At 71.7% G+C, this 20,226-nt stretch carries 21 protein-coding genes; 11 read left to right on the top strand and 10 right to left on the bottom strand.

Annotated elements, in window-relative coordinates; genetic code table 11:
* Positions 1 to 56 precede the first annotated feature (56 nt).
* Positions 57 to 638, top strand: coding sequence for a superoxide dismutase (locus QM788_RS17915; RefSeq protein ID WP_415662804.1), 582 nt, complete (start codon positions 57 to 59; stop codon positions 636 to 638).
* Between the two features lie 69 nt (positions 639 to 707).
* Here QM788_RS17915 and QM788_RS17910 read toward each other — a convergent pair whose 3' ends face one another.
* From QM788_RS17910 to QM788_RS17870, 9 genes are all read right to left on the bottom strand, one after another.
* Positions 708 to 1,748, bottom strand: coding sequence for an NAD(P)-dependent alcohol dehydrogenase (locus tag QM788_RS17910; RefSeq protein ID WP_415662803.1), 1,041 nt, complete (start codon positions 1,746 to 1,748; stop codon positions 708 to 710).
* Between the two features lie 112 nt (positions 1,749 to 1,860).
* The gene (locus tag QM788_RS17905) at positions 1,861 to 2,721 is read right to left on the bottom strand and encodes an SDR family NAD(P)-dependent oxidoreductase (protein WP_415662802.1); all 861 of its coding nucleotides are present in this window, start codon (positions 2,719 to 2,721) and stop codon (positions 1,861 to 1,863) included.
* Between the two features lie 31 nt (positions 2,722 to 2,752).
* A complete protein-coding gene (locus QM788_RS17900; protein ID WP_415662801.1) occupies positions 2,753 to 3,547 on the bottom strand; it encodes an SDR family NAD(P)-dependent oxidoreductase in 795 nt (264 codons plus the stop codon).
* A 14-nt stretch (positions 3,548 to 3,561) separates the two neighbouring features.
* Positions 3,562 to 4,518: an SDR family NAD(P)-dependent oxidoreductase gene (locus tag QM788_RS17895; protein WP_415662800.1), complete on the bottom strand. Its 957-nt coding sequence runs from the start codon at positions 4,516 to 4,518 to the stop codon at positions 3,562 to 3,564.
* Between the two features lie 23 nt (positions 4,519 to 4,541).
* Complete coding sequence (locus tag QM788_RS17890) at positions 4,542 to 5,345, bottom strand: SDR family NAD(P)-dependent oxidoreductase (protein WP_415662799.1); 804 nt, start codon at positions 5,343 to 5,345, stop codon at positions 4,542 to 4,544.
* Positions 5,346 to 5,427: 82 nt separating this feature from the next.
* Positions 5,428 to 6,471 carry an MBL fold metallo-hydrolase gene (locus QM788_RS17885; RefSeq protein WP_415663006.1) on the bottom strand — a complete coding sequence of 348 codons (1,044 nt, stop codon included), beginning with the start codon at positions 6,469 to 6,471 and terminating at the stop codon, positions 5,428 to 5,430.
* Between the two features lie 66 nt (positions 6,472 to 6,537).
* Entirely contained in the window at positions 6,538 to 7,467 is a 930-nt protein-coding gene (locus QM788_RS17880) for an alpha/beta hydrolase (RefSeq protein WP_415662798.1), read from the bottom strand.
* A 125-nt stretch (positions 7,468 to 7,592) separates the two neighbouring features.
* Positions 7,593 to 9,269: a GMC family oxidoreductase gene (locus tag QM788_RS17875; RefSeq protein ID WP_415662797.1), complete on the bottom strand. Its 1,677-nt coding sequence runs from the start codon at positions 9,267 to 9,269 to the stop codon at positions 7,593 to 7,595.
* Between the two features lie 5 nt (positions 9,270 to 9,274).
* Positions 9,275 to 10,798, bottom strand: coding sequence for a CoA-acylating methylmalonate-semialdehyde dehydrogenase (locus tag QM788_RS17870; protein WP_415662796.1), 1,524 nt, complete (start codon positions 10,796 to 10,798; stop codon positions 9,275 to 9,277).
* Between the two features lie 97 nt (positions 10,799 to 10,895).
* Between QM788_RS17870 and QM788_RS17865 the strand changes: the two genes are divergently transcribed.
* From QM788_RS17865 to QM788_RS17820, 10 genes are all read left to right on the top strand, one after another.
* Positions 10,896 to 11,813 carry a LysR family transcriptional regulator gene (locus QM788_RS17865; protein WP_415662795.1) on the top strand — a complete coding sequence of 306 codons (918 nt, stop codon included), beginning with the start codon at positions 10,896 to 10,898 and terminating at the stop codon, positions 11,811 to 11,813.
* 61 nt (positions 11,814 to 11,874) lie between these two features.
* Positions 11,875 to 14,103, top strand: a complete 2,229-nt coding sequence (locus QM788_RS17860) for a heavy metal translocating P-type ATPase (RefSeq protein ID WP_415662794.1) — start codon at positions 11,875 to 11,877, stop codon at positions 14,101 to 14,103.
* Between the two features lie 7 nt (positions 14,104 to 14,110).
* Positions 14,111 to 14,296, top strand: coding sequence for a cbb3-type cytochrome oxidase assembly protein CcoS (gene ccoS / locus QM788_RS17855; RefSeq protein WP_415662793.1), 186 nt, complete (start codon positions 14,111 to 14,113; stop codon positions 14,294 to 14,296).
* 10 nt (positions 14,297 to 14,306) lie between these two features.
* Entirely contained in the window at positions 14,307 to 15,752 is a 1,446-nt protein-coding gene (gene ccoN, locus QM788_RS17850) for a cytochrome-c oxidase, cbb3-type subunit I (protein WP_415662792.1), read from the top strand.
* Between the two features lie 12 nt (positions 15,753 to 15,764).
* Entirely contained in the window at positions 15,765 to 16,409 is a 645-nt protein-coding gene (ccoO, locus tag QM788_RS17845) for a cytochrome-c oxidase, cbb3-type subunit II (protein WP_415662791.1), read from the top strand.
* Positions 16,396 to 16,527 (top strand): cbb3-type cytochrome oxidase subunit 3, encoded by a 132-nt coding sequence (locus tag QM788_RS17840; RefSeq protein WP_415662790.1) that lies wholly within the window; start codon positions 16,396 to 16,398, stop codon positions 16,525 to 16,527. The genes ccoO and QM788_RS17840 overlap by 14 nt, the downstream gene beginning before the upstream one ends.
* The gene (ccoP, locus tag QM788_RS17835) at positions 16,524 to 17,441 is read left to right on the top strand and encodes a cytochrome-c oxidase, cbb3-type subunit III (protein WP_415662789.1); all 918 of its coding nucleotides are present in this window, start codon (positions 16,524 to 16,526) and stop codon (positions 17,439 to 17,441) included. The genes QM788_RS17840 and ccoP overlap by 4 nt, the downstream gene beginning before the upstream one ends.
* Before the next feature lie 4 nt (positions 17,442 to 17,445).
* Positions 17,446 to 18,855: a cytochrome c oxidase accessory protein CcoG gene (gene ccoG, locus QM788_RS17830; protein ID WP_415662788.1), complete on the top strand. Its 1,410-nt coding sequence runs from the start codon at positions 17,446 to 17,448 to the stop codon at positions 18,853 to 18,855.
* Between the two features lie 18 nt (positions 18,856 to 18,873).
* Entirely contained in the window at positions 18,874 to 19,119 is a 246-nt protein-coding gene (locus QM788_RS17825) for a hypothetical protein (protein ID WP_415662787.1), read from the top strand.
* The gene (locus tag QM788_RS17820) at positions 19,116 to 19,412 is read left to right on the top strand and encodes a hypothetical protein (protein ID WP_415662786.1); all 297 of its coding nucleotides are present in this window, start codon (positions 19,116 to 19,118) and stop codon (positions 19,410 to 19,412) included. Before QM788_RS17825 ends, QM788_RS17820 begins: the two co-directional genes overlap by 4 nt.
* 45 nt (positions 19,413 to 19,457) lie before the next feature.
* On the opposite strand, the gene fnr is transcribed toward QM788_RS17820, so the two are convergent.
* Entirely contained in the window at positions 19,458 to 20,198 is a 741-nt protein-coding gene (gene fnr, locus QM788_RS17815; protein ID WP_415662785.1) for a fumarate/nitrate reduction transcriptional regulator Fnr, read from the bottom strand.
* Positions 20,199 to 20,226: the final 28 nt, after the last annotated feature.

The following is a 20,226-nucleotide window of genomic DNA, read 5'->3' as shown; positions in this document are numbered from 1 at the left end:
CCCCCTCCCTACAATCCGCCGCGTCTTTTCCCACCCCATACACCGAGGACTCCACCATGGAACACACCCTGCCCCCGCTGCCCTATGCCATCGACGCGCTGGCCCCGCACTACAGCAAGGAAACCCTGGAGTACCACCACGGCAAGCACCACAACGCCTATGTCGTGAACCTGAACAACCTGCAGAAGGGCACCGAGTTCGAGCACATGACGCTCGAGGAGATCGTCAAGAAGAGCTCCGGCGGCATCTACAACAACGCCGCGCAGATCTGGAACCACACCTTCTTCTGGCACTGCATGAAGCCGCAGGGCGGCGGCGAGCCCAGCGGCGCGCTGGCCGCGGCGATCAACGCCAAGTGGGGCAGCTACGCCGCGTTCAAGGAAGCCTTCGTGAAGAGCGCCGTGGGCAACTTCGGCTCCGGCTGGACCTGGCTGGTCAAGAAACCCGACGGCAGCGTGGACATCGTCAACACCGGCGCCGCCGGCACGCCGCTGACCACCGCCGACAAGGCCCTGCTGACCGTGGACGTGTGGGAGCACGCCTACTACATCGACTACCGCAACCTGCGCCCGAAGTTCGTCGAGACCTTCCTCTCCAACCTCGTGAACTGGCAGTTCGCCGAAGCCAACTTCGCCTGAGCGCGCGGCGCCGCGAAACGGAAAAGGCCGGTCGGGTGACCGGCCTTTTTTTTTGTGGGCGATGCCGGATTACAGGCTGGCCATGTCGATCACGAAGCGGTAGCGCACGTCGGAGCGCTCCATGCGCTCGAAGGCCTCGTTGATCTGGTCCATGCGGATCATTTCGCAGTCGGGCAGGATGTTGCGGCGCGCGCAGAAATCCAGCATCTCCTGCGTCTCGGGGATGCCGCCGATCATCGAGCCCGCGATGCGGCGGCGGCCCATGATGGCGGGCACGGTGAAGAGCTCGTCCATGTTGCCGAGCTGGCCGACCAGCACCAGCGTGGCGTCGATGTCCAGCAGCGGGATGTAGGGGTTGATGTCGTGCTTGACGGGCACGGTGTCGATGATCACGTCGAAGCCGTTGGCGGCCGCCTTCAGCGCCTTGGCGTCCGAGGTGTCCAGCAGCCGGTCGGCGCCCAGCGCCAGCGCGTCGGCCTCCTTGGCCTTGGAGCGGCTCAGCACCGTGACGTGCGCGCCCATGCCCACGGCCAGCTTGACGGCCATGTGGCCCAGGCCGCCCAGGCCGACCACGCCGACGCGGCTGCCGGGGCCGACGTTCCAGGTGCGCAGCGGCGAGTAGGTGGTGATGCCCGCGCACAGCAGCGGCGCGGCGCGCGCCAGGTCCAGCCCGTCGGGCATGCGCAGCACGAAGTCGTCCTTCACCACGATGTGCTTGGCGTAGCCGCCGTAGGTGGTCTCGCCGGTGACGCGGTCGCGGCCGTTGTAGGTCTCGGTGAGGATCTCGCGGCACATGTGCTCGTTGCCGTGGTGGCACTGGTCGCAGTGCTGGCAGCTGTCGACGAAGCAGCCCACGGCCACGTGGTCGCCCAGCTTGAACTTCTTGACGTCGGGGCCGATGGCGGTGACGCGGCCGACGATCTCGTGGCCCGGCACCACCGGGTACATCGCGCGGCCCCAGTCGTTGCGGGCCATGTGCAGGTCGGAGTGGCAGACGCCGCAGTAGAGGATCTCGATGCCCACGTCGTCGGGCCGCAGCTCGCGGCGCTCGATGGTGTGGGGGGCCATGGGGGAGGTGGCCGACTGGGCGGCGTAGCTGGCGGTTTTCATGGGTCTGGGCTCCGTCAAGGAATGGTGGCTGCCTGCGCTCGACCGGCAAGTGCGGGCAACCGACTCGGCTAGGAAAAAGGGCGATCGGGGGAAGGCGATGGCGAGGCGGCGATCAGAGCGCCTGGGCCGTATTCTTCAACGCGCCCGGGATGGCCGTGTCCTCGCCGCGCGCGCGCCAGGTTGCGAGGTCGCGGTGGCGGGAGGCCACGGCGCCTTCCCAGAGCTGGTAGGCATCTTCGCCCAGCATCAGGCGCACCGGGGCGGTGTCGCCGTCCACCATGTCGATGACGACCTGCATGCCCTTGGCCGCATCGCCCATCTGCTGGCCGTCCTGGGTGGTGAAGTACTCGTCCAGGCCGGCGTCCAGCGGCGCGTAGTCGGCGATGCGGCCCTCGGCCTTCATCGCGGCCGCGCCCGCGAAGCCGGTGCGGAAGGCGCCCGGCTCGACCAGCGTGACGCGCACGCCGAAGGGCTTGACCTCGTGGTGTAGCGCCTCGGTGAAGCCCTCCAGCGCGAACTTGGACGCGCAGTACAGGCCGTTGCCGGGGAAGGCGACGAGGCCGGCGATGCTGGTCAGGTTCAGGATGTGGCCGGCCTTGCGCGCGCGCATCTGCGGCAGCACCTCGCGCGACAGCTCGGCGGCGGCGAAGAAGTTCAGCTCCATGTTGGCGCGGATCTGCGCCGGGCTGAACGCCTCCAGCGCGCCGTAGGCGCCCGCGCCGGCGATGTTGGCCAGCACGTCGATGCGGCCGAACCGGTCCGTGGCGGCCTGCAGCGCCGCGGCGCGCGAGGCGGCGTCGGTCACGTCCAGCTGCAGCGCCAGCGCGCGTTCGCCATGGGGCGCGGCGAGGGCCTGCAGCGGCGCCAGGCGGCGTGCGGTCAGCACGGCGCTGTCGCCGCGGGCCAGGACGGCCTCGGCCAGCGCCTTGCCGAAGCCGGACGAGGCGCCGGTGATGAACCAGATCTTGCTCATGTGGATGTCCTTGAAAGGTGAGGGGGAAGGGTCAGAGGGGCGTGTCGGCCACGCCGCCGTCGGCGCGCAGGGCCGCGCCGGTGGTGCCCGAGGACAGCGGCGAGCAGGTGTAGAGCACCAGGTTGGCCACTTCCTGGGCGGTCTGGAAGCGCCGGGTGATCGACGAGGGGCGGAGCGTCTTCAGCACCTCGGTGCCGATGTCGGCGATGGGCTTGCCGGTGCGTTCGGTCTCGGCCTTGAGCATGTCCTCCACGCCCTCGCTCAGCGTCGGGCCGGGCAGCACCGCGTTGACGGTGACGCCCGTGCCGGCCATGGTCTTGGCCAGGCCGCGCGACAGGCCCAGCAGGGCGGTCTTGGTGGTGGCGTAGTGCAGCATGTCGGGCGGGGTGCTGATGCCGCACTCCGAGCCGATCATGACCACGCGGCCCCAGTCGCGTTCGCGCATGCCGGGCAGGTAGGCGCGCGACAGGCGCACGCAGGACATGATGTTGACGGCCCAGTAGCGGTCCCAGGCCTCGTCGCTCAGGTCGAAGAAGTCCGCCGTCTCGAACAGGGCGGCGTTGTTCACCAGGATGTCGCAGTGCGGCACCTGCCCGACGAGGCGCGCGCAGCCCTCGGCGCTGCCCACGTCGGCGGCCACGCCGCGCACCTGGGCGCCGGGGTGCTGGGCCTGGAGCCTGGCGACGGCCGCGGCCACCTTGGGCTCGCCACGGCCGTTGACGACGACATTGGCGCCCTCCCGCAGCAGCGAGGCGGCGATGGCGTGGCCGATGCCCTGGGTGGCGCCGGTGACGACGGCGGTCTTGCCGTTCAGATCGAATTGCATGGGGGGTGTTCCTTTCAGGCAAAAGCATCGACGCCGGTCAGCTGGGCCGACAGCGTCCACAGGCGCTCGGCCTGTGCGGGGGCGATGGCGTAGCTGCGCACGCCGGACTCGATGGGCTGGGGGCTGTCATCGTGCACGGCCACGTCGCAGTCTTCGCAGTACAGCCCGCCGTGGCCGTCGAGCAGCGCCGAGGTGGCGGCCCACACCGTGGTGGCCGCGCCCTGCGGCGCCGTCTTGAAGGTCGGGTCGATCACGTCGCCCTGGTCGTTGAGCCAGCCCAGCGACCTCATCTCGCCCAGGTCCATGTGGCGTTGCAGCGGCGTGTAGATCTTGCCCGGATGCACCGAGAACGAACGCACGCCCTGGGCCTGCCCCAGCGTGTCGAGCTGCTTGGCGAACAGCGCGATCGCCGTCTTGGACTGGCCGTAGGCCAGCCACTTGTCGTAGCCGGTGTCGAACTGCACGTCGTCCCAGCGCATGGGGCAGTAGTGATGGCCCATGGACGACAGCGACACGACGCGCGCGCCGCGGGCGATGGCCGGCCACAGCCGGTTGACCAGCGCGTAGTGGCCCAGGTGGTTGGTGCCGAACTGCGACTCCCAGCCCGGGCCCACGCGGGTTTCGGGGTTGGCCATCACGGCGGCGTTGCAGATGACGATGTCGGCCCGGCGGCCGCTGGCGACGAAGCGTTCGGCGCAGGCGCGCACGCTGGCCGGGTCGGCCAGGTCGAGCCGATCGACCTCGACCTGGGGCATGCCTTCGAGCGCCTGGCGCGCCGCCCCGGGGCTGCGCGCCAGCACCAGCACGTGCGCGCCGGCGCCGGCCAGCGCCCGGGTGGTTTCCAGGCCCAGGCCGGAGTGGCCGCCGGTGACGATGGCCAGCTTGCCGGCCAGGTCGATGCCGGCCACCACGTCGGCGGCGGTGCTGCGGAAGCCGAAGCCGGAGTTCAGCGGGGTTTGGGGATTCTGCATGGAGGCTGGCGGTTGGATGCCGGTCACAACCGGATCTCGACGACGTCGGCGCCATCGAAGGCCGTGTCCTCGCCGCGCGCGCGCCAGCGGTTCAGGTCGTCGATGCGCTGGGCGATGGTGGCGTCCCAGATCGAATATGCATCGCGGCCCAGCATCAGCCGCACCGGCGGCGCGTCGCTGGCCACCACCTCCAGCATGCGCTGCGCGGCCTTGGCCGGGTCGCCCATCTGCTGGCCGGCCGAAGTGGCCAGGTAGGTCTCGAAGGGCTCGACCATGGGGCGGTAGGCCTCGATGCGCTGCACCGGGCGCATGTTCACGTCGCCCGCGAACTCGGTGCGCAAGGCGCCCGGCTCGACCAGCGTGACGTGGATGCCCAGCGGCCGGGCCTCGATGGCCAGCGCCTCGGTCCAGCCCTCGAGGGCGAACTTGGCCGCGCAGTAGGGGCCGGCGGCGTTCATGGCCACCAGGCCGGCGATGCTGCTCACCGTGAGGATGCGGCCCGCGCCCTGCTTGCGCATCTGCGGCAGCACGGCGCGGCTCATCTCGGCGGCGGCGAAGAAATTCAGCTCCATCTGCTCGCGCAGCTGATCGAGGCTGAACTCCTCGCAGGCGCCGGCCACGGCCTGCTCGCGCGCGGCGGCGTCGGTCACGTCCACGGCCAGCGGCAGCACGCGGTCTTCGTGGCCGTGCGCGATGGCCTGCAGCCGGTCCAGCCGGCGCGCGGTGATGACGGCGATGTCGCCGTTGGCGATGACCGCCTCGGCCAGGGAGCGGCCGAAGCCGGACGAGGCGCCGGTGATCAGCCAGACCTTCTTGGTGGGATACATGTTTGCTTTCTTGGATTGAAGAACGGCGCGCCGTCCATCGGCAGGTGGCGAAACGGCCGCCTGCTGCGCGGGCCGCCGGCGATCACTGCGGCCGGGGCGTGCGCCACCAGCGGCGGCCTGGCTGCGGCGCGTCCAGGTCCACGCGCTCGCCGAACACCGGCGTGGCGACCGGCACGCCCTGCTCGTCGGCAAGGCGCAGCACCTGCTCGAACGGGTCCTGCCAGACGTGCAGGGCCAGGTCGAAAGTGCCGTTGTGGATCGGCAGCAGCCAGCGGCCGCGCAGATCCTGGTGGGCCTGCACGACCTGCGCGGGCAGCAGGTGCACGTAGCGCCACCGCGCGTCGTAGGCGCCGGCCTCGATCAGGGTCAGGTCGAAGGGGCCGAGGCGCCGGCCGATCTCGGCGAAGCCGCCGAAATAGCCGCTGTCGCCGCTGAAGAACAGCCGGTAGGCGTCGTCCTGGATCACCCACGACACCCACAGCGTGCGGTTCGCATCCGACAGCGTGCGGCCGGAAAAATGCTGCGCGGGCGTGGCCGTGAGCTTCAGTCCCTCGACCTCCACGCACTGCCACCAGTCGAACTGCCGGATCTTGGCGCGGTCTATGCCCCAGCCGGCCAGCCGGTCGCCCACGCCCAACGGCACCAGGAAGGCCTGCGCCTTGCCGTCCAGCGCGCGCAGCGCGGCCGGGTCCAGGTGGTCGTAGTGGTCGTGCGAGAGGATCACGGCACGCAGCGGCGGCAGCTCGTCCAGCGCGATGGGCGGCGCGTGGAAGCGCTTCGGGCCCAGGAACTGGACGGGCGAGGCGCGCTCGGCGAACACCGGGTCGGTCAGCCACCAGTGGCCGCGCAGCTTCATCAGCAGCGTGGAATGGCCCAGGCGGTAGAGGCTGCGGTCGGGCGCGGCGTCCAGCTCCGCGCGGGTCAGGCGCTGCACCGGCAGCGGCGCGCCGGGCACGGTGCCGCCGGGCTTGTTGACGAACACGTCCCACCACACGCGCAGCGTGGACTCGGGCATGTCGCCCGGGCCGGGCGGCCGCGGGTTGTGGAAGCGCCCGTCGCGCCATTGCGGCGATGCCGGGTAGTCGGCGATCACGGGACTGAACATCGCAAGAACCCCCCAGGCCATGAGGGCGATGAGCACCAGCCCGCCGGCGAGGCGGGCGGGTGAGAAACGGCGGCGCCTCGCCACGCCTTACGCGCCCAGGTGCTGCTTGTAGAACGGCACCAGCTGGGCGAGCGCCTGGCCGGTGGCCTCGGGCTCGTCGTACAGCGCGTAATGGCTCTTGCCCGGCACGATCTGCAGGCTCTTCTGGCTGGAACGGGCGCGGCCATACAGCTCCAGGCCGTCGCGGTAGGAGCCGAAGCCGCCCGGCACGCCGCCGATGACGATGTGCAGCGGCTGGGTCAGCAGCACTTCGACGAGGTGGAAGGCGTCCCAGCCCACGGCGGCGCCGGTGCTGGTCAGGCGCAGCTTGTTCGGCGAGCCCGGCTGCTGGCCGCGCGGCGTGGTGTAGTACTGCACGGCTTCGACGACGTCGATGTCGTCGAGGCCGGCCTTCGCGCGCTCGGCCTCGGAGCCGGGGATGTAGCCGACGATCAGCGGCTCGGCGCCGCGCGCCTCGGCGGTGCGCTGGCGGGCGATGGCGTCCAGCGTCTTGATCGCGGCGTCGGGCGTCATGTCGCCCTCGCGCATCAGGCGGCCGTAGTTGGCGCCCACGACGGTGCCCACGGCCTTGAAGCGGCGGTCGGTCATCGCGGCGCTGACGGCATAGCCGCCGCCGCCGCAGACGCCCAGCACGCCGATCTTGTCCTCATCGACGTAGGGCAGCGTGACCAGGTAGTCCACCGCGCAGCGGAAGTCCTCGACGCGGGTGGCCGGGTCTTCCAGGAAGCGCGGTTCGCCGCCGCTGGCGCCCTGGGTGGAGGCGTCGAAGGCCAGCGTGATGAAGCCGGCCTTCGTCAGCGCCTCGCCGTAGATGGCGCCCGAGGTCTGCTCCTTGCAGCTGCTGATCGGGTGGGCGCAGACGATGGCGGGGTACTTCTTGGCGGGGTCGAAGCCTTCGGGCAGGCGCAGCGCGGCGGCCACGTCCCAGCTGCGGTTCTTGAATGTCACCAGTTCCATCGTTCGATCTCCTTGCGGGTTGCGGGGGTGTGAGCGTTGGAACGGATTCTGGGGAGGTGCCGATATTTCGTGTAGAGGTCTATATGTGGATGCTGCTATTCATCCGGCTAATCAATGGCGGGCGCTCAAGCGCCTGCGGCCCGGTCGCCGGCCAGGATCCAGCCCGCCGCCTTCTCCGCGATCATCAGCGTCGGGCTGTTGGTGTTGCCGCTGGTGATGGTGGGCATCACGCCCGCGTCCGCGACGCGCAGGCCGGCGACGCCGCGCACCCGCAGGCGGCTGTCCACCACGGCCAGGGGGTCGTCCGCGCGCCCCATCCGCGTCGTGCCGACCGGGTGGAAGATGGTGCTGGCGATGTCGCCGGCCAGGCGCGCGAGCTCCTCGTCGCTCTGGTACTGCGCGCCGGGCTTGAACTCCTCGGGCCGGTAGCGGGCCAGCGCCGGCTGGGCGGCGATGCGGCGCGTCAGGCGCAGGCTGTCGGCGGCGACCTGGCGGTCCTGCGGCGTGCTCAGGTAGCGGGGCGCGATGGCGGGCGCGTCGTGCGGGTCGGGGCTGCACAGCGTGACGCTGCCGCGGCTGGTCGGGTTGAGGTTGCAGACGCTGGCGGTGAAGGCCGGGAAGCTGTGGAGCGGGTCGCCGAAGGCGTCCAGGCTGAGCGGCTGCACGTGGTACTGCAGGTTGGCGTGCGGCTGGCCCGGGTCGCTGCGGGCGAAGGCGCCGAGCTGCGAGGGCGACATGCTCATCGGCCCGCTGCGCGTGAGCAGGTACTCCAGCCCGATGCGCGCCTTGCCGGCGAGCGAGGACGCCAGCACGTTCAGCGTGCGCACGCCCTGCACCTTGAAGACGGCGCGGATCTGCAGGTGGTCCTGCAGGTTGGCGCCGACGCCCGGCAGGTCGGCGACGACGTCGATGCCGTGCGCCTGCAGCAGCGCGCCGGGCCCGAGGCCCGAGAGCTGCATCAAGTGCGGCGAGCCGATGGCGCCGGCGCACAGCACGACCTCCCGGGCGGCATGGGCCACCACGCGCTGCCGGCCGTCCCAGACCTCGACGCCGGTGCAGCGCAGCCCGCCGTCCGGGCCGCGTTGCGTCAGCAGGCGCGTGGCCTGCGCGCGGCGCCAGAGCCGGAAGTTGGGCCGGGCCGTGCAGGCCGGGCGCAGGAAGGCCTTGGCGGTGTTCCAGCGCCAGCCGGACTTCTGGTTGACCTCGAAATAGCCGACGCCCTCGTTGTCGCCGCGGTTGAAGTCGGCCGTCGCGGGGAGGCCGGCCTGCTGGGCGGCCGCGGCGAAGGCGTCGAGGATGTCCCAGCGCAGGCGCTGCTTCTCCACGCGCCATTCGCCGCCGTGGCCGTGGAAGCGGCCGAAGTCGGCGTCGCGCGCGGCGGCCTGCCGCGCGTCGCCCAGGCAGTGGTCCTCGTGGCGCATGAAGTCGGGCAGCACCTGCGCCCAGCGCCAGGCGTCGTCGCCGGTCAGGTCGGCCCAGTGCTCGTAGTCGCGCGCCTGGCCGCGCATGTAGATCATGCCGTTGATGCTGGAGCAGCCGCCCAGCACCTTGCCGCGCGGGTAGCGCAGCCGGCGGCCGTTCAGGCCGGCGTCGGGCTCGGTCTGGAAGCACCAGTCGGTGCGCGGGTTGCCGATGCAGTAGAGGTAGCCCACCGGGATGTGGATCCAGTGGTAGCTGTCCCGGCCGCCGGCCTCGATGAGCAGCACCCGGTGGCGCGGGTCGGCCGACAGCCGGTTCGCCATCAGGCAGCCCGCCGTGCCGGCGCCGACGACGATGTAGTCGACGCCCGTGTCCGCGCTCATGGCCGTCATTGCGCGGTCGGCATCGTGAACTCGGCGCCCTGGGCGATGCCCTGGGGCCAGCGCTGCATGATGGACTTCTGCTTGGTGTAGAAGCGCACGCCCTCCGCGCCGTAGGCGTGCATGTCGCCGAACAGGCTCTTCTTCCAGCCGCCGAAGCCGTGCCAGGCCATCGGCACCGGGATCGGCACGTTGATGCCCACCATGCCCACCTGCACGCGGCGCCCGAACTCGCGCGCCGCGTGGCCGTCGCGCGTGTACAGGCTCACGCCGTTGCCGAACTCGTGCGCGTTGACGAGCGCGACCGCCTCGGCGAAGTCCCTGACGCGCACGACGGCCAGCACCGGCCCGAAGATTTCCTCCCGGTAGATGCGCATCGCCGGCGTGACGTGGTCGAACAGCGTGCCGCCGAGCCAGAAGCCGCCCGAGGTGTCGGCGCCGGTGGCCGCGCCGGCCTGGGCGCCGTCGAACCGGCGGCCGTCCACCAGCAGCCGCGCGCCTTCCTGCTCGCCCAGCGCGATGTAGCGGCTGATGCGCTCGTGCGCGGCGCGCGACACGATCGGCCCCATCTCGGCGGCCAGGTCCTCGCCGTCGAGCACCTTCAGCGCCCGCGTGCGCTCGACGAGCCGGGGCACGACCCGGTCGGCCGCGTCGCCCACCAGCACCGCCACCGAGATCGCCATGCAGCGCTCGCCGGCCGAGCCGTAGGCGGCGCCGATCAGCGCGTCCACGGCCTGGCCGATGTCCGCGTCCGGCATCACCACCAGGTGGTTCTTGGCGCCGCCCAGCGCCTGCACGCGCTTGCCCTGGCGCGCGCCGGCCTCGTAGATCGCGTTGGCGATCGGCGTGGAGCCGACGAAGCTGACGGCCTTCACGTCCGGGTGCTCGATCAGCGCGTCCACGGCCTCCTTGTCGCCCTGCACGACGTTGAACACGCCGTCCGGCAGGCCGGCCTGGCGCAGCAGGTCGGCGAGCAGCAGCGCGGGCGACGGGTCGATGGGGCTGGGCTTGAGCACGAAGGTGTTGCCCGCCGCGATGGCCAGCGGGAACATCCACGCCGGCACCATCACCGGGAAGTTGAACGGCGTGATGCCGGCCACCACGCCGAGCGGCTGGCGCAGCGTCCAGTTGTCGATGTGGGTGGACACCTGGTCCGTGAAGTCGCTCTTCAGCAGCTGCGGGATGCCGCAGGCGAACTCGACGATCTCGATGCCCCGCGTCACCTCGCCCTGCGCGTCGGTGAACACCTTGCCGTGCTCGGCGGTGATCGCGTGGGCCAGCGCATCGCGGTGCTGGTTGAGCAACTCCAGGAACTTGAACAGCACGCGCGCGCGGCGGATGGGCGGCGTGTCGGCCCATGCCGGGAAAGCGGCCTGCGCGGCGGCCACGGCCAGGTCCACGTCGGCCCGGCCGGCGAGCGCCACGCGGCCCGTCACCCGCCCCGTCGCGGGGTTGGTCACGTCCTGCGTGCGGGGCGAGCTGCCCGTGACGAGGCGGCCGCCGATGAAGTGGTCGATATTCGTGATGCTCATGAGGTTCTCCGGTGAAGCCCGCAGTTTTCCCAGGACGGCGCTGCAAATCCAATGAGAATTTCGGCGCCGCCGTATAAGAGCGGCAAATAATCAGCCCATGTCCAGGCTGTCCCAGTTGCCCGTCGACCCGCAGGCGCTGCGGGCCTTCACCACCGTCGCGCGCGAGGGCAACGTCTCGCGCGCGGCCGAGCGCCTGCACCTGAGCCAGCCGGCGGTCAGCCTGCAGCTCAAGGCGCTGGCCGAGGCCACGGGCCTGAAGCTGCTGCGCCGCACGCCGCAGGGCATGGCGCTGACGCCCGACGGCGCCGCGCTGCTGCCGCTGGCCGACAAGGCGCTGGCCGGGCTGGGCGAGTTCGCCAGCGCCGCCGCGGCGCTGCTGACCACGGTGCGCGGCCGTTTGCGCATCGGCACCATCCTCGACCCGGAGTTCACCCGGCTGGGCGCCTTCCTGCGCCAGCTCGTCGAGTCCAGCCCGCAGATCGACACCCAGCTGCGCCAGGACATGAGCGGCGAGGTGCTGGCGCTGATCGCCGGCGGCCAGCTCGACGCCGGCTTCTTTCTCGACCTGCCCGACGAGCCGGTCGGCGCGCCCTGGGCGCGCCGCACGCTCACGCGCTTCAGCTACCGCGTGCTGGCGCCGGCCGGCTGGGGGCCGCAGGTGCGCGGCAAGGACTGGAAGGCGCTGGCCGCGCTGCCCTGGCTGGGCACGCCGCCGTCCAGCGTCCACCACCGGCTGCAGCGCCGCGTGTTCGGGCCGGGCTCGGCGTCCGGCCTCGAGCCGCAGCGGGTGGCGCTGGTCGACCAGGAGTCGTCCATGCTCGACCTGGTGCGCAGCGGCGTCGGGCTGTCGCTGGTGCGCGAGTCCATCGCGCTGCACGAGGCGCACTCGCGCGGGCTGGTGATGGCCGACCGCGTCGCGCTGGACTGCGAGCTGAGCTTCGTCTGCCGCGCCGAGCGCCGGGCCGAGCCGGTCATCGCCGCGGCGCTGGCGGCGCTGGACGCGGTGTGGCTCTGAGGCATGGCAATCGCCGGCGCCTTGATGCAGGTCATGGGCGCGGCCGGGCGAGGCTGCGAAGATGCGCAGCGTGAGCGTTCCGCCCCCCGGTCTGCGCGCGGCCGACGCCGACGCGCGGCTCCTCGCCCCCTTCACGACCTGGCCGGACGGCCCGGACGGCATCGCCGTGTCCCAGTTGCAGGTGGCCGGCATCCACTGCGCGGCCTGCTCGGGGATCATCGAGGCGGCGCTGCTGGCGCTGCCCGGCGTGGCGGCCGCGAGCGTGAACCCGGCGGCGGGCCGGCTGGCGCTGCGCTGGCGGCCGTCGCGGCTGGCGCTGGCCGACGTGCTGGCCGCGCTGCAGGCCGCCGGCTACCGCGCCAGCCCGGACGTGGCCGCGCCCGCGCGCGAGCTGCGCCGCCAGGAGCGGCGCCAGGCGCTGTGGCGGCTGTTCGTCGCCGGCTTCCTGATGATGCAGGTCATGATGCTGGCCACGCCTGCCTACGTGGCCGCGGCCGGCGAGCTGGCGCCGGACCTGGACCGGCTGCTGCGCTGGGGCAGCTGGGTGATGACGCTGCCGGTGATGGCGTTCTCCGCCGGCCCCTTCTTCAGCGGCGCGTGGCGGCAGCTGCGCGCCGGGCGGCTGGGCATGGACGTGCCGGTGGCGCTGGGCATCGCCGTCACCTTCGTCGCCAGCACCGGCGTGCTGTTCGACCCGGGCGGCCTGTTCGGCCACGAGGTGTATTTCGACTCGCTGACCATGTTCGTCGCGCTGCTGCTGCTGGCGCGCTGGTTCGAGCTGGGCGCGCGCCACCGCGCGGCCGAGGCGCTGGAGGCCGTGGCCGGCGCGCTGCCCGCCGTGGCCGAGCGGCTGTTGGACGAGGGCGGCAGCGAGCGCGTGCCGCCCGAGGCGCTGCGCGTGGGCGACCGGCTGCGCGTGGCGGCCGGCGAGGCCTTCGCGGCGGACGGCCGGGTGCTGTCCGGCCGCGGCTGGGTCAACGAGGCGCTGCTGACCGGCGAGTCCGCCCCCGTGGCCAAGGCGGCGGGCGACGCGGTGGTGGCGGGCAGCATCAACGGCGACGGCGTGCTGGTGGTGGCCGTGCAGCGCGTGGGCGAGGACACGACGGCCCAGGGCATCGTGCGGCTGATGCAGCAGGCGCAGGGCCAGCGGCCGCCGGCCGGCAGCGTGCTGGACGGCGTGGCCACCTGGTTCACGGCGGTGGTGCTGCTGCTGGCGCTGGGCGCGGGCCTGGCCTGGTGGTGGATCGAGCCGTCGCGCGCGGTGGCGGTGGCCGTGGCGGTGCTGATCGTGACCTGCCCCTGCGCGCTGACGCTGGCCGCGCCCGCCGCCTGGCTGACGGCCAGCGGCGCGCTGGCGCGGCGCGGGCTGCTGCTGGCCGAGCTGTCCGCGCTGGAGCGGCTGTGCGCGGTGGACACCGTGGTGTTCGACAAGACCGGCACGCTCAGCGAGGACCGGTTGCGGCTGCGCCGCCACTGGGCGCGCGGCGCGGGTGCCGATGCCGACGCGCTGCTGGCCGCCGCGCGCAGCCTGGCGGCGCTGTCGCGCCACCCGCATGCGCGCGCGCTGGCCGGGGAGGGCGGCGAGGCCCCGGCGGGCGACTGGCACGAGGTGCACGAGGTGCCGGGCCACGGCATCGAGGCGCTGGACGCGGGCGGCCGCCGCTGGCGGCTGGGCGCGTCGGCCTGGGTCGGCGACGCGCCGGACCCGGCGGCGCGGCTGGCGTTCGGCGACGGGGCCGGCCGCGTGCTGTGGCTGGACCTGGCCGAGCTGCCGCGCGCCGACGCGGCCGAGGCCGTGGCCGCGCTGGCGGCCAGCGGCCGGCGCGTGCGGCTGCTGTCGGGCGACCAGCCGGCCGCCGTGGCGCGCATGGCCGGGGCGCTGGGCATCGCGCAGTGGCAGGCCGGCGCGGCGCCGCAGGCCAAGCTGGCCGCCGTGCGCGCCTGGCAGGCGGCGGGCGAGCGCGTGCTGATGGTGGGCGACGGCATCAACGACGCGCCGGTGCTGGCCGCGGCCGACGTGCGCATCGTCATGGGCGAGGGCGCGATGCTGGCGCGCAGCGCGGCGGATGCGCTGCTGGTGTCCAACCGGCTGCTGGCCGTGCCGCAGGCGCTGGCGCTGGCGCAGAAGACGCGCCGCGTGCTGCGCCAGAACCTGGCCTGGGCGGCGCTGTACAACCTGGCCTGCGTGCCGCTGGCGCTGGCCGGCTGGCTGCCGCCGCTGGCCGCGGGCGTGGGCATGGCGGCGAGCTCGCTGTTCGTCGTGCTGAACGCGCAGCGCCTGAACCGCTGACCCGTCGATGGACATCCTCTACCTGCTGATCCCGTTCTCCGTCGTGCTGGTGCTGGTGATCGTGGCCGTGTTCGGCTGGGCGGTGCACAGCGGCCAGCTGGACGGCTTCGAGGACGAGGCTGAACGCATCCTGCTTGACGAGGATCAAGGCGCCGGGCGCGCCCCCCGAGAAGAATCCGTGAAATCAGACTGAAGGAGTCGCGATGTCGAACGAAAGAGCCCCGGCCACGACCGGGGCGGTGTATGAGGACGGGCCGGTGCGAGCTTTCGCGCTGGCCGCCGTCATTTGGGGGGTGGTGGGCATGGCGGTGGGCGTGTTCATCGCCGCGCAGCTGGCCTGGCCGGAGCTGAATTTCGGCATCCCGTGGCTGAGCTACGGGCGCCTGCGGCCGCTGCACACCAACGCGGTGATCTTCGCGTTCGGCGGCTGCGCGCTGATGGCGACCTCCTACCACGTCGTGCAGCGCACCGGCCAGACGCGGCTGTTCGCGCCCAAGCTGGCCTGGTTCCATTTCTGGGCCTGGCAGGCGGTCATCGTCGCGGCGGCCATCACGCTGCCGCTGGGCTACACGCGCGGCAAGGAGTACGCCGAGCTGGAATGGCCGATCGGCGTGCTGATCACCATCGCCTGGGTGGCCTACGCCATCGTCTTCTTCGGCACGGTGGGGCGGCGCAAGATCCGCCACATCTACGTGGCCAACTGGTTCTTCGGCTCGTTCATCCTCGCCGTGGCGCTGCTGCACCTGGTCAACGGCGCGGTGCTGCCGGTCAGCCTGTGGAAGAGCTATTCCGCCTATGCCGGCGTGCAGGACGCGATGGTGCAGTGGTGGTACGGCCACAATGCCGTGGGCTTCTTCCTGACGGCCGGCTTCCTCGGGATGATGTACTACTACATCCCCAAGCAGGCCGAGCGGCCGGTGTACAGCTACCGGCTGTCCATCGTCCACTTCTGGGCGCTGATCTTCACCTACATGTGGGCCGGCCCGCACCACCTGCACTACACGGCGCTGCCGGACTGGGCGCAGAGCGTGGGCATGATCTTCAGCCTGGTGCTGCTGGCGCCGAGCTGGGGCGGCATGATCAACGGCATCATGACCCTGTCGGGTGCCTGGAACAAGCTGCGTGACGACCCCATCCTGAAGTTCCTCATCGTGTCGCTGTCGTTCTACGGCATGAGCACGTTCGAGGGGCCGATGATGTCGATCAAGACGGTCAATGCGCTGAGCCACTACACCGACTGGACCGTGGGCCACGTGCATTCCGGCGCGCTGGGCTGGGTGGGCCTGATCTCCATGGGCTCGCTCTACCACCTGATCCCGCGCATGTACGGCCGCACGGAGATGTATTCCAAGCGCGCCATCGAGCTGCATTTCTGGATCGCGACGCTGGGCATCGTGCTCTACATCGCCGCGATGTGGATCGCCGGCGTCATGCAGGGCCTGATGTGGCGCGCGGTCAACCCCGACGGCACGCTGGTCAACACCTTCGTCGAAAGCGTCAAGGCGACCTGGCCGTTCTACGTGATCCGCCTGGTCGGCGGGCTGATGTACCTGAGCGGCATGCTGGTGATGGCCTGGAACGTCGTCAAGACCATCCAGGCGGGCAAGCCGCAGCAGGTCCGCATTCCCCAAGTCCTGGCGCATGCCTGAGGAGACCCAGACATGAGCACTTCCAAAGAACGCTACACCGGCCACCAGCGCATCGAGACCAGCAACCTGCTGATGATCGTGCTGGTGCTGGTCACCGTCTTTATCGGCGGCTTCGTCGAGATCGTGCCGCTGTTCTTCCAGCGCTCGACCACGCAGCCGGCCCCCGGCCTGAAGCCCTACACGGCGCTGCAGGTCGCCGGGCGCGACATCTACGTCCGCGAGGGCTGCTACAACTGCCACTCGCAGATGGTGCGCCCGCTGCTGGCCGAGACGCTGCGCTACGGCGAGTATTCCAAGGCCGGCGAGTTCGTCTACGACCGCCCCTTCCAGTGGGGCAGCAAGCGTACCGGGCCGGACCTGCACCGTGTCGGCGGCAAGTACAGCGACGACTGGCACCGCCTGCACCTGAACAACCCGCGCGACCTGGTGCCGGAGTCCAACATGCCGGCCTACCCGTGGCTGGCCACGACGCCGGTGGACGCGGCCGGGCTGCCGGCCCGCATGAGCGCGCTGCGCACGCTGGGCGCGCCGTACAGCGACGCCGAGATCCAGGACGCGCCCAAGGCCGCGGCCGGCAAGACCGAGATGGATGCGCTGGTGGCCTACCTGCAAGTGCTGGGCACCGCCGGAAAGGGAGCTCCCCGTGGGAATCAATGAACTTCGCGTGGCCGTGACGCTGGTGTCGCTGGCCGTCTTCATCGGCATCGTCGTGTGGGCCTGGCGCGGCCGCTTCGAGGCCGCGGCCGAACTGCCGCTGCTGGGAGAAGAGCAATGAGCGACTTCTTCAACAATGGCTGGTCCATCTTCGTCGCCGCGGCCACCGTGCTGGGCCTCCTGGCCTGCCTGCTGCTGCTGGCGATCGCCAGCCGCCGCCAGCCCTCGGCGGCCGACAACACCACCGGCCACGTCTGGGACGAGGATCTGCGCGAACTGAACAACCCGCTGCCGATGTGGTGGATGGGCCTGTTCGTGCTGACCATCGTGTTCGCGGGCGCCTACCTGGCCCTGTACCCGGGCCTGGGCAGCGTGGCCGGCAAGCTGGGCTGGACGAGCACCGGCGAGCATGCCGCCGACGTCGCGCAGGCCCGCGCGGCGATCGCGCCGGTGTACGCCGGCTTCGCGCAGATGGCGCCGGAGCAGCTTGCCAAGGATCCCAAGGCCCATGCGATCGGCGAGCGGCTGTTCTCCAACAACTGCGCCACCTGCCACGGCTCGGACGCCAAGGGTTCCAAGGGCTTCCCCAACCTGACCGACGGCGACTGGCTGTGGGGCGGCAGCTTCGAGACCATCACCGAGACCATCACCAAGGGCCGCGAGGGCGTCATGCCGCCGATGGCCGCGGCGGTGGGCGGCGCGGACGACCTGCGCAATCTCGCGCACTACGTGCTGTCGCTGTCCGGCAGCCCGCACAACTCGCTGTACGCGCAGCTGGGCAAGCCCAAGTTCGCCGCCTGCGCGGCCTGCCACGGCGTCGGCGGCAAGGGCAACACCGCGCTGGGCGCGCCCAACCTCAGTGACCGCACCTGGCTGCACGGCTGGGGTGAGGAGGCGGTGGTGGCCATGATCACCAACGGCAAGCACAACGTGATGCCCGCGCACGGCGACCGGCTGACGCCCGAGCAGATCCGCGTGCTGGCGGCCTATGTGTGGGGGCTGTCGCAGTCGCAGGACGTCGCCGCGGCGCAGTGATGCCATGAGCGATCCCGCCCGGGGCGATGCCGCCCAGGTCATCCGGCTCTACAAGTCGGAAGACAAGATCCATCCCCGCTCGGTGGACGGCCTGTTCGCCCGCTGGCGCTGGGCGCTGGTGGCGCTGACGCAGGCCGTGTTCTACGGCCTGCCCTGGCTCAGCTGGGGCGACCGCCCGGCCGTGCTGTTCGACCTGGCCTCGCGGCGCTTCTACGTGTTCGGCCTGGTCCTGTACCCGCAGGACTTCGTCTACCTCACCGCGCTGCTGCTGGTGTCGGCCTACGGGCTGTTCCTGTTCACGGCCATCGCCGGCCGCGTCTGGTGCGGCTACGCCTGCCCGCAGACCGTCTACACCGAGCTGTTCATGCTCATCGAGCGCTGGTTCGAGGGCGACCGCAACGCGCGGCTGCGGCTGGAGAAGGCCGGCTGGTCCTGGAACAAGCTCTGGCGCAAGGGCGGCAAGCACGCCGTCTGGATCGCGCTGGCGCTGTGGACGGGCATCAGCTTCGTCGGCTACTTCACGCCTATCCGCGAGCTGCTCAGCCTGTCGTCGCTGGGCGGCTGGGAGGCCTTCTGGGTGCTGTTCTACGGCTTCGCCACCTGGGGCAACGCGGGCTTCATGCGCGAGCAGGTGTGCAAGTACATGTGCCCCTACGCGCGCTTCCAGAGCGCGATGTTCGACCGCGACACGCTGATCGTCAGCTACGACCCCGCGCGCGGCGAGCCGCGCGGCAAGAACGCGCAGCGCGGCAAGAAGGGCGAGGCGCGCAGCGCCGCGGTGGGCGACTGCATCGACTGCGGCCTGTGCGTGCAGGTCTGCCCCACCGGCATCGACATCCGCCGCGGCCTGCAGTACGAGTGCATCAGCTGCGCCGCCTGCATCGACGTGTGCGACGGCGTGATGGACAAGATGGGCACGCCGCGCGGGCTGATCCGCTATGACACGCAGAACGGCCTGGACGGCCAGTTCACCCGCGCGCAGCGCTGGCGCCGCGTGTTCCGGCCGCGCGTGCTGGTCTACAGCGCGCTGCTGCTCGCGCTGACCGCCGGCATGGGCTGGAGCCTGATGAGCCGCCACGGCTTCCGCGTGGACGTGGTGCGCGACCGCGCCACGCTGGCGCGGCTGGTCGAGGACGGCTGGATCGAGAACCTCTACCGGCTGCAGCTGATGAACGCCACCGAGGCGCCGCAGCGGCTGAGCGTCACCGCCGAAGGCCTGACCGGCCTGCGGCTCAGCCGCGCCACCACCGTGACGCTGGCGCCCGCCGAGGCGCGCTGGGTGACCGTGGCGCTGCGCCTGCCGCCCGAGGCCGCCCAGCAGCTCAAGCCCGGCGCCCAGCCCGTGCGCTGGGTCATCCGCAGCGACGGTGGCGACACCGTGGCCGAGAAATCCACCTTCGTCGTGCCGCGCTGACGCGGCGGGAGACCTGCGATGTCCACCACCCCCTCCACCAAGCCCCCCCGTTCCTCCTCCGGCTGGCGCGAGCCCATGGTCTGGCTCGTCGTGGCCGGCCCGGTGTCGGTCATCCTGGCCAGCATCGTCACGGTGGTGCTGACGCTGCGCCACCCCGATCCGCCGCTGGTGCTGGGCACCGGCAGCGAGCAGGCGGCGGACGAGGCGCCCGCGCTGGCCGCCCGCAACCATGCCGCCACCGGCGTGCCGGGGGCGTCGCGGTGAACGGCGAGCAGGCCGGCCCTTCGCGCCTCGTGCGCTGCGCGTTCGCGGTGGGCTGGGCCTCCTTCCTCGCGGCCGGCGTGCTCGAGGCACTGGTGTTCGCGGTGGTGGACCCGCACGAGCTGCGCTGGTTCGGCGCGGCGCCGGTGGAGCTGTCGCCGCAGGCCGTCTACACGGTCAGCTTCCTGATCTTCTGGGGCGTGTGCGCGCTGGGCAGCAGCATCGCGCTGCTGCTGGTCAACCTGCCGACGCAGGAGCCACCGCCGGAGCGGCGCTCGCCGGACTGGCCGCGCTGACCGGCGCTTGCCGGCCGAGGCAGCCCTGGGCCGTGGGCCTTCCGCTCAGCAGCGGCTGTTGTTCACCAGCGCCTGCAGCCCCGGCTGGTCCAGGATGCGCAGCTGGCGCTGCTTGACCTCCATCAGCCCGTCCTCCTGGAACTTGCTGAAGGTGCGGCTCACCGTCTCCAGCTTCAGCCCCAGGTAGCTGCCGATCTCCTCGCGCGTCATGCGCAGCACCAGGCTGGACGCCGAGAAGCCGCGCGCCTGCAGGCGCTGCGTCAGGTTCAGCAGGAAGGCGGCGAGCCGCTCCTCCGCGCGCATGTTGCCGAGCAGCAGCATGACGCCGTGGTCGCGCACGATCTCGCGGCTCATGATGCGGTGGAAGGAGTGCTGCAGCGACGTGAACTCGCGCGACAGGTCTTCCAGCTGGCCGTAGGGGATGACGCAGACCGACGAGTCCTCCAGCGCGACGGCGTCGCAGTGGTGGTGGTCGCTGCTGATGCCGTCCAGCCCCAGCAGCTCGCCGGCCATCTGGAAGCCGGTGACCTGGTCGCGGCCGTCCTCGCTGCCCACGCAGGTCTTGAAGAAGCCGGTGCGCACCGCGTACAGCGCCTCGAAGCGCTCGCCGTTGCGGAACAGGTGCTCGCCGCGCGGCACCGCGCGGCGCTTGGCGACGAGGCCTTCCAGCTGGTCCAGCTCATGGGCGTTCAGGCCGACGGGCAGGCACAGCTCGCGCAGGTTGCAGCTGGCGCAGGCCACCTTCAGCGGCTCGACGGCGACGGGGGCGATGGGGGCGGTAGACATCGGGCGATTATCCGCATGCGCGCCGCGC

It is taken from the genome of Roseateles sp. (genome assembly GCF_047654785.1).
In the GTDB taxonomy this organism is placed as follows: Bacteria; Pseudomonadota; Gammaproteobacteria; order Burkholderiales; family Burkholderiaceae_C; genus Pelomonas.
This window is presented reverse-complemented; position numbering and strand designations above follow the sequence as displayed.

Excerpts from the sequence above, each read along its gene's own strand:
- QM788_RS17915 (WP_415662804.1), top strand. The coding sequence starts at position 57 with ATGGAACACACCCTGCCCCCGCTGCCCTATGCCATCGACGCGCTGGCC.
- QM788_RS17910 (WP_415662803.1), bottom strand. The coding sequence starts at position 1,748 with ATGAAAACCGCCAGCTACGCCGCCCAGTCGGCCACCTCCCCCATGGCC.
- QM788_RS17905 (WP_415662802.1), bottom strand. The coding sequence starts at position 2,721 with ATGAGCAAGATCTGGTTCATCACCGGCGCCTCGTCCGGCTTCGGCAAG.
- QM788_RS17900 (WP_415662801.1), bottom strand. The coding sequence starts at position 3,547 with ATGCAATTCGATCTGAACGGCAAGACCGCCGTCGTCACCGGCGCCACC.
- QM788_RS17895 (WP_415662800.1), bottom strand. The coding sequence starts at position 4,518 with ATGCAGAATCCCCAAACCCCGCTGAACTCCGGCTTCGGCTTCCGCAGC.
- QM788_RS17890 (WP_415662799.1), bottom strand. The coding sequence starts at position 5,345 with ATGTATCCCACCAAGAAGGTCTGGCTGATCACCGGCGCCTCGTCCGGC.
- QM788_RS17885 (WP_415663006.1), bottom strand. The coding sequence starts at position 6,471 with ATGGCCTGGGGGGTTCTTGCGATGTTCAGTCCCGTGATCGCCGACTAC.
- QM788_RS17880 (WP_415662798.1), bottom strand. The coding sequence starts at position 7,467 with ATGGAACTGGTGACATTCAAGAACCGCAGCTGGGACGTGGCCGCCGCG.
- QM788_RS17875 (WP_415662797.1), bottom strand. The coding sequence starts at position 9,269 with ATGAGCGCGGACACGGGCGTCGACTACATCGTCGTCGGCGCCGGCACG.
- QM788_RS17870 (WP_415662796.1), bottom strand. The coding sequence starts at position 10,798 with ATGAGCATCACGAATATCGACCACTTCATCGGCGGCCGCCTCGTCACG.
- QM788_RS17865 (WP_415662795.1), top strand. The coding sequence starts at position 10,896 with ATGTCCAGGCTGTCCCAGTTGCCCGTCGACCCGCAGGCGCTGCGGGCC.
- QM788_RS17860 (WP_415662794.1), top strand. The coding sequence starts at position 11,875 with ATGCGCAGCGTGAGCGTTCCGCCCCCCGGTCTGCGCGCGGCCGACGCC.
- ccoS (WP_415662793.1), top strand. The coding sequence starts at position 14,111 with ATGGACATCCTCTACCTGCTGATCCCGTTCTCCGTCGTGCTGGTGCTG.
- ccoN (WP_415662792.1), top strand. The coding sequence starts at position 14,307 with ATGTCGAACGAAAGAGCCCCGGCCACGACCGGGGCGGTGTATGAGGAC.
- ccoO (WP_415662791.1), top strand. The coding sequence starts at position 15,765 with ATGAGCACTTCCAAAGAACGCTACACCGGCCACCAGCGCATCGAGACC.
- ccoP (WP_415662789.1), top strand. The coding sequence starts at position 16,524 with ATGAGCGACTTCTTCAACAATGGCTGGTCCATCTTCGTCGCCGCGGCC.
- ccoG (WP_415662788.1), top strand. The coding sequence starts at position 17,446 with ATGAGCGATCCCGCCCGGGGCGATGCCGCCCAGGTCATCCGGCTCTAC.
- QM788_RS17825 (WP_415662787.1), top strand. The coding sequence starts at position 18,874 with ATGTCCACCACCCCCTCCACCAAGCCCCCCCGTTCCTCCTCCGGCTGG.
- fnr (WP_415662785.1), bottom strand. The coding sequence starts at position 20,198 with ATGTCTACCGCCCCCATCGCCCCCGTCGCCGTCGAGCCGCTGAAGGTG.